This is a genomic window from Promicromonospora sp. NPDC050262, assembly GCF_040655935.1.
GTDB lineage: Bacteria > Actinomycetota > Actinomycetes > Actinomycetales > Cellulomonadaceae > Promicromonospora.
Genome location: NZ_JBFAKX010000011.1, coordinates 225320 through 232298, shown reverse-complemented (window position 1 = coordinate 232298; position 6979 = coordinate 225320). Strand labels below are relative to the sequence as shown.

General features: G+C 71.2%; 7 protein-coding genes and 1 riboswitch. Of the genes, 3 read left to right on the top strand and 4 right to left on the bottom strand.

Annotation, left to right across the window (positions count from 1 at the left end; genetic code table 11):
* Both AB0I29_RS18070 and AB0I29_RS18065 read right to left on the bottom strand, forming a co-directional pair.
* On the bottom strand, window positions 1–518 hold a 518-nt coding region (locus AB0I29_RS18070), incomplete at its 3' end, for a sigma-70 family RNA polymerase sigma factor (protein ID WP_357483911.1).
* A 196-nt stretch (window positions 519–714) separates the two neighbouring features.
* The gene (locus AB0I29_RS18065; RefSeq protein ID WP_285101669.1) at window positions 715–936 is read right to left on the bottom strand and encodes a hypothetical protein; all 222 of its coding nucleotides are present in this window, start codon (window positions 934–936) and stop codon (window positions 715–717) included.
* Between the two features lie 605 nt (window positions 937–1541).
* Between AB0I29_RS18065 and AB0I29_RS18060 the strand changes: the two genes are divergently transcribed.
* Complete coding sequence (locus AB0I29_RS18060) at window positions 1542–3524, top strand: leucine--tRNA ligase (protein ID WP_357483907.1); 1983 nt, start codon at window positions 1542–1544, stop codon at window positions 3522–3524.
* On the opposite strand, the gene AB0I29_RS18055 is transcribed toward AB0I29_RS18060, so the two are convergent.
* Window positions 3521–4357 (bottom strand): ion transporter, encoded by an 837-nt coding sequence (locus AB0I29_RS18055; RefSeq protein ID WP_357483904.1) that lies wholly within the window; start codon window positions 4355–4357, stop codon window positions 3521–3523. The two genes, AB0I29_RS18060 and AB0I29_RS18055, sit on opposite strands and share 4 nt — an antisense overlap.
* Window positions 4358–4567: 210 nt before the next feature.
* Here AB0I29_RS18055 and AB0I29_RS18050 point away from each other — a divergent pair, with 210 nt between their 5' ends.
* Together AB0I29_RS18050 and AB0I29_RS18045 are read left to right on the top strand one after the other, a co-directional pair.
* Window positions 4568–4834 (top strand): GlsB/YeaQ/YmgE family stress response membrane protein, encoded by a 267-nt coding sequence (locus tag AB0I29_RS18050; RefSeq protein WP_357483901.1) that lies wholly within the window; start codon window positions 4568–4570, stop codon window positions 4832–4834.
* A gap of 5 nt (window positions 4835–4839) precedes the next feature.
* Entirely contained in the window at window positions 4840–5775 is a 936-nt protein-coding gene (locus AB0I29_RS18045) for a hypothetical protein (protein WP_357483898.1), read from the top strand.
* Between the two features lie 149 nt (window positions 5776–5924).
* Here the strand turns inward: AB0I29_RS18045 and AB0I29_RS18040 are convergent, their stop codons facing one another.
* The gene (locus tag AB0I29_RS18040) at window positions 5925–6659 is read right to left on the bottom strand and encodes a C40 family peptidase (protein ID WP_285101674.1); all 735 of its coding nucleotides are present in this window, start codon (window positions 6657–6659) and stop codon (window positions 5925–5927) included.
* A gap of 1 nt (window position 6660) precedes the next feature.
* A riboswitch (cyclic di-AMP (ydaO/yuaA leader) is annotated at window positions 6661–6856 on the bottom strand.
* Between the last annotated feature and the right edge of the window lie 123 nt (window positions 6857–6979).

The following is a 6979-nucleotide window of genomic DNA, read 5'->3' as shown; positions in this document are numbered from 1 at the left end:
TCGTTGACGGTTTGTGCGTGGGCGGCGGCGAAGGCGCCGGCGAGGCGTTCCTCGGCGCGGCGTAGCCGCATGGTCACGGCGTGGGGGCGTACGCCCAGGTCGGTGGCGATGTCGGTGACGGCCATGTCGTGGACGTGGCGGTCCAGGAGGATCTTGCGGTCGTCGTCGGCGAGGTCGGACAGCGCGGTGCGGAGCATGGAGACGTCGGCTTCGCGTTCGGCGTCGAGCTCGGCGCCGGCGGCGGGTGGGGTCAGGCCGTCGAGGGTGTCGTCCTCGACGGCGTGGGTCCTGCCGGCCTCGCGGGTCATGGAGATGGCTTCGTTGACCGCGGCCCTGCGCCAGTAGGGGGCGGGGTCGTCGATGGTGCCGCCGGTCGAGACGATGCGGACCATCTTCTCCAGCGCGCGGCTGGTCGCTTCCTCGGCGTCGATGCCGGGTACGCGTGCCGCGACGGAGCGCACGACGTTGGGCCGGTGCACCACCCAGTCGTCAATCCGCAGGTCACCTGTGGTCGTCACGCGAACCTGCTCCCCTCTGCGCATAGTGTCCGGTTTCGACTCGCTCGGCAATGATCGCACCACAGATGCACGTTTGTGCAACTTTCCGGCGTGATCGGACGGCGTGGCGGCGCCGCTGGGGGGCGCGGCCGGCACGGCCTCCGACATGGCCCCGGGCGGGGTCTCGGGCGCGGGTCTGGTCGTCTCCATCAGGTGCTCACCTCCGGGTGGTCGCGAACGTGGTCGATACGGCGTCGAGGCCCTGCGGTCCGGCGGTCGCGTGGATGATCGCGAGCGCGACCTCGCAGGTGGCGGCGATCAGGTCGCTCGCCCCCCACGCGTCGGCCAGGCGATAGAGGTTGACGGCATCGCCCTCCGCGTACGCGCGCAGGTACTGGGCGCCCAGACGAACGAGTTCGGGGTGCTCGGTGTGTTCCATGCAGCCCAGACGCGCGAGCTGCCCGGATGTCACAGCACTTCTGGAAATTTCTTCGGATTGTTCTGTGACGTCCGGTTCGGACCGATCTCGGGGGCCGATATGGGTGCCCAGGGCACCGTTCGGCGCGCACGATCTCTTTTCATCCGGTAGGCCTGTGATCCAGGCCACATGTGAATGCATCAAAAAGTGCTGTGACATCCGGGACGTGCCCGCGTCCTAGCTGCGACGCGGACGAAGTTCGGACCTCGCTGGGGGCGGGCCGAGCTCCGGCGCGTCGGGCGGGAGACCGTGGTTCGGAGTGCGCTGGGGGCACGCCGAGCCACGATCTCCCGCTCTCCGGCGCGAGCGCCGGCTCGGACCTCGCTGGCGGCGGACCGAACCGGCGCTCGTGTCCCCGCGCGGCCCTCGCCGTGGGCGGGGCACGCCGAACGTCCTTTACCCGGCTCGGCCGGCCCGCGTACGGTGGAGGCATGCGCACGGCACGCTCGCTGCTTATGTAGCCGCACCGGACTCGCCCTCGATCGGGCACGACCGGTGCGGCCGCCCCTCCTTGCGAGGGGCTTTTTCGTGCCCGGACCCGATCGACGCACCGGAGAGCGAGAACGATGAGCGAGCAGCGCACCACCCCCGAACCTGCCGGCGACGGTCCGCCCGCGGCCCACCCGTTCGCGGCGTCCGACGACGGCGCACGGCCCCGCCGCTACCTGCTGACGATGTTCCCGTACCCCTCGGGGGACCTGCACATGGGTCACGCCGAGGTGTTCGCGATCACCGACGTCGTGGCGCGGTACTGGCGCGCCAAGGGCTTCGACGTGCTGAACCCGGTGGGCTGGGACTCGTTCGGCCTGCCGGCCGAGAACGCGGCGATCCGCCGTGGCGAGCACCCCGCCGTGTTCACGGAGGCCAACATCGCGACCCAGGCGGCGTCGATCGAGCGCTACGGCGTCTCGTTCGACTGGTCGCGGCGGCTGCACACCCACGAGCCGGGCTACTACCGCTGGACGCAGTGGCTGTTCGCCCGCCTGCACGAGCGGGGTCTGGCCTACCGTGCCGAGGCGGAGGTGAACTGGTGCCCGCACGACCGCACGGTCCTGGCGAACGAGCAGGTGGTCGACGGCGCGTGCGAGCGCTGCGGTACCGCCGTCGTCGCGCGCAGCCTGACGCAGTGGTTCTTCCGGATCACCGCGTACGCGGACCGGCTGCTGGACGACATGACCCTGCTGGAGCCCGGCTGGCCCGCCCACGTCCTGACGATGCAGCGCAACTGGATCGGCCGCTCCGCGGGACCGGAGGGAGCGACGACCTACCGCCTGCACGACTGGCTGGTCTCCCGGCAGCGCTACTGGGGCGCCCCGATCCCGGTGGTGCACTGCCCGGCCTGCGGGGAGGTGCTGGTGCCGGACGACCGGCTGCCCGTCGAGCTGCCGCACCTGGAGGGGGACCGCCTGGCCCCGGGCGACGTCTCGCCCCTGGCCGCCGCCCGCGACTGGGTGGAGACCACCTGCCCGCGGTGCGGCGGCCCGGCCGAGCGGGACACGGACACGATGGACACGTTCGTGGACTCGTCCTGGTACTTCCTGCGGTACCTGTCGCCCGGGTACGACGGCGGGCCGTTCCGGCCCGAGGACGCCGCCCGCTGGATGCCCGCCGCGCTGTACGTGGGCGGTGTCGAGCACGCGACGATGCACCTGCTGTACGCGCGGTTCGTCACCAAGGTGCTGTACGACCTGGGCCTGGTGCCGTCGCCCGAGCCGTACGCCCGCCTGATGAACCAGGGGCAGGTGGTCAACCACGGCCGCGCGATGAGCAAGTCGCTGGGCAACGGCGTGGACCTGGCGGCCGAGCTGGACCGGCACGGCGTCGACGCCGTCCGGCTGGCGATGCTGTTTTCCGGGCCACCGGAGGACGACGTCGACTGGGCGGACGTCTCACCCGAAGCGATGCGCACGTTCCTGGCTCGCGTGCTGCGGCTGGCCCCGGCGGGGTCCGAGTCGGGCGCGCCAGGTTCGGGCGGGCCGGGTTCGGGCGGGCGGGGCTTCCGCGCGTCTGACGCCCTGCGCCGCGCGGTGCACCGGACCGTGCACGACGTCGACGCCCTGGTCGAGGCCGGGCGGTTCAACGTTGCGATCGCTCGCCTGATGCAGCTGGTGGGTGAGGTGCGGCGGGCGTCGTCGCCGGCCGGAGAGGTGGACGACCGCGGGGCGGACGACGGCACGGCGATCTACCGCGAGGCCACCTCCGCCGTCGCGGTCCTGCTGAGCCTGTTCGCTCCGTTCACCGCCCAGGAGCTGTGGGAGCGGCTGGGGCGTACGACGCCGGTCGCGGCACAGCCGTGGCCCGAGGTGGACCCGGCGTACCTGGTGGTGTCCGAGGCCGAGGCGGTGGTCCAGGTGGACGGCAGGGTGCGGGACCGGATGGCGGTCCCGGCGGACGTCGTGCCGGCCGAGCTGGAGCGAGCCGCGCTGGCCCGGCCGGCGGTCACGCGTGCCGTGGGCGGACGGCCGGTGCGGCGGGTCGTGGTCCGCCCGCCGCACCTGGTCAACGTCGTGACCGGACCCGACGTCACACCCGACGTGACTCCCGGTTAGGCGGCCGCGCCGTCGTTCTCGTCGAGCTTCGCGCGCAGGGCGCGGAGCTCGACGAGGATCTCGCGGTTCTGCTCGGCCAGGGCGTCGAGCCGCTCGTCCTTCTGCTCGTCGTCCTTGCGCTCCTCCTCGGAGATCTCCTCCATGCCGTTGACGATGACGGCGATGAACAGGTTCAGCACGGCGAAGCTGACCACCAGGATGTACAGCACGAAGAAGATCCACGCGGCGGGATGGGTCTCCATCACCGAGCGCGCGATGTCGGGCCAGGCCTCGCCCGTCATGGCCTGGAAGAGCGTGAACAGGGACGTCCACAGGCTGCCGAAGTACTCCGGGGACGTCGTGCCGAACAGGCCGGTCGCGATGACCGCCGACACGTACATGACCAGCACCAGCAGCGCGCCCACGGCGCCCATCCCGGGCACTGCCCGCAGCAGGCCGTCGACGACGCGGCGCAGCGCGGGCACCGCCGAGATGACCCGCAGCACGCGCAGCACCCGCAGGGCGCGCAGTGCGGACAGGGACTCGGTGGCCGGGAGCACGGCGACGCCCACCACGAGCAGGTCGAACACGTTCCACGGGTCGCGGAAGAAGCGCCAGCCGTAGGCGATCAGGCGCAGGAGCAGCTCCAGCACGAAGAAGCCGAGCATGACGTGGTCGATGTTCCGCAGGACCTCGAGCGCCTCGCCGTGCACCATGGTCTCGGCGCCCAGGACCAGGGCGTTCGCCAGGATCACCCCGAGCACGAGGTTGGTGACCCACCTCTGGTCGAGAAAGGCACGCAGTCGCTCTCGTCCGGTCCGCGGTGCGGCCCGTGTGCCGATCTCCTGGTTCATCGAGTGTTCCTCCACTTTCGCGTGCCCGGAGCCCACGGCCCGGAATTGCCTCAGGGCCCCTTGCCCGGGCGAACCTTAGCGCGGCGGTGTGCCCCGACTTGTCCGGGCGCAATGTCCCGATATGGGACTGATCGGCGGGTCCGGTGGCAACTGAACCAAATCAGTGCTGGAGTAGAGCACAAGCAAGCCACACGACTGGAGGAAAATGCCATGGGCTTCTGGGCCTTTCTCATCCTCGGACTGATCGCCGGTGTCATCGCACGCATCGTCATCCCGGGCAAGCAGCCGGGCGGTTTCTGGGTCACCTTGCTTCTCGGCGTGCTCGGCGCCATGCTCGGCGGCTGGCTGGGCGGCCTCATCTTCAACGTCAGCTTCAGCGAGTTCTGGTCCTGGTCGACCTGGCTCTTCGCGGTGATCGGCGCGATCATCGTCATCCTGATCGCCCAGGCGATCTTCGGCCGGCGCAAGACCGCCTGACCGCTGTGGCCCGCGGCCGCACCGCCCTCGTCGTCCTCCTGACGTCGCTGGTCGGGGCGGCCGCTGTCGCATGTTCGGGCGCGCCCACGCCGTCGTCGACCCTGGGGCCCGTGCCCGACGACATCGCCGACCACCTCAGCGTCCAGGTGGACCAAGGGCGCTCGCAGTACGCCGCCCGCGAGATCGTCCTCGCGGTCACCAACGACTCGGACGAGACGATGACGTTGGTGTCGGGGGCCCTGGACGCGGACGGCTTCGGGCCCACCCACCCCACCAAGGAGAACCGCACCCCGGCGCTGCGGCCCGGCACCACGCGGGACGTCTACGTCGAGCTGGGCGAGGCGGAGTGCGCCGGCTTCCCGGCGGGGCCGGAGGAGCCGGTGCCGGACGCCGCGCCGTCGGCGACGATCACGCTGGCCCTGGGCGAGTTCGACGAGCTCGGGCCGGCCAGCGACGTCGTCGTCGAGGAGGTGGGCGATCCCGGCGGGCATCTCGCGCGGAACCACGCGGTGGACTGTGCCACGGCCGCGGTAGCCGCGGGCGCGAGCCTCGCCGTCGACGCGGACATCCCCGTCGAGACGCGCGACGGCGAGCTGACCGCCCTGGTCACGCTGCGGATCGATCCGGTGGACGGCGGGCCCGAGGTCACGATCGGCCGGATCGCCGGGACCACGATCACGAACAACCCTGACCCGGACGGCGAAGTGACCGGCTGGACCGGCTCCGCGCTCGACGGGCAGCGTTCCGGCAGCGTCACCCTGCCCGTGGTGCCCGCCCGCTGCGACGCCCACGCCGTGGGCGAGGACAAGCGCGGCACGTTCCTGCCCGTGTCGGCGAGCGTCGACGGGGTGGCGCAGCACGTGATCTACGTGCCCATGCCGGACTCGGCGCGCGCCGACCTGTTCGCCTTCATCGCGGACAGCTGCGACTGGCCGGAGTAGCCCCCCCCGGGGCCGGGTGCGCGAGAGGCGCCGCGTCCGCTGCCGGATACCCGGCGCGGAGGCGGCGCCTCGCGAGACTCTGGTGTTGCGGCTGTCCAGGCCAGCGGCTCAGGCTCTGCCTCTTTGTCGTCTGAGCCTGCGGCTCCGGCTCAGACGACCCGGATGAAGGTCGGGCTGTTCTGCCACATCTCGGTGTAGCGGACCGGCATGCCGGCGGCCCAGGCCTCGATGATCATGCCGTTGCCGGCGTAGAGGGCCACGTGGCCGGGCGTCCAGACGATGTCGCCCGGCTCGGGGTACGTGACCTGGTAACCGGAGCTGAGCATCGCGCTCGAGGAGTGCGGCAGGGAGACGCCGAGCTGCGCGTACACGTACTGGATCAGGCCCGAGCAGTCCATGCCCTCCGACGGCGAGTTACCGCCCAGCACGTAGGTGATGCCCAGGTAGTTGAAGGCGATGTTGACGGCCTGCTGGCCGACCGGCACGGGGTCCGGCGCGTCGACCGAGACGACGGCGGGGCCCTCGCCCTTCTCGCCGTCGGCGCCCGTGGAGGTGCCCAGGGCTTCCATCTCGATCGGCATCTTCGCGTCGGCCGGGACGGTCACGGTGGGGGCGGCGGCGACGGACTGCTTGGCCACCGCGGTGAGTGAGTTGAGGTCGACCGAGTTGAGCTTCGCGGTCTTGACGTCGGTCTTCAGGTCCATCGCCGGGGCCGCGTGGGCCGTCGTCGCGATGGTGGAGATCAGGACGCCACCGGCGGCTGCGGCGATCGCGCCGCGGCGGGCAACTGTGCCGGCGTTCTCGGTGGCGGTACGGGCGAGGATGGTCAGCGGTGTCTGGGCCGGGCGGCTGTCACGATGCCGTCCGCGGAGGGAGTTCGTCACCTAATGTCTCCTGTACCGCCTGCGAGGTCAGCTGTCGGGTTCGGGTAGGAGTACAACCCGGCCGCACGGCTACTGGGGGGTTTCCGTCCGGCTTCACCCCGAGGACGACGATCCTGCTGTCGCCCGGGAATGGGTCCCCCGCTCCTGTCTTGAACGTCTGGTCACGAACCGGTGACAGGACTCGGCGTCCGGCTCGCGACTCCACCGTGCGGTGGAGCAGAAGTCAAAGTACACACGTTCACGGAAAAAGTCACGATCGGGTTACGCATTACGGTCTGACCCAACGAAGGCGCAGATTTGCGCCGTTCCGGGCTTCAGGG

What these genes read in the sequence shown, in the direction of transcription:
- AB0I29_RS18065 (WP_285101669.1), bottom strand. Translation starts at nt 936, where the DNA reads ATGGAACACACCGAGCACCCCGAACTCGTTCGTCTGGGCGCCCAGTAC.
- AB0I29_RS18060 (WP_357483907.1), top strand. Translation starts at nt 1,542, where the DNA reads ATGAGCGAGCAGCGCACCACCCCCGAACCTGCCGGCGACGGTCCGCCC.
- AB0I29_RS18055 (WP_357483904.1), bottom strand. Translation starts at nt 4,357, where the DNA reads ATGAACCAGGAGATCGGCACACGGGCCGCACCGCGGACCGGACGAGAG.
- AB0I29_RS18050 (WP_357483901.1), top strand. Translation starts at nt 4,568, where the DNA reads ATGGGCTTCTGGGCCTTTCTCATCCTCGGACTGATCGCCGGTGTCATC.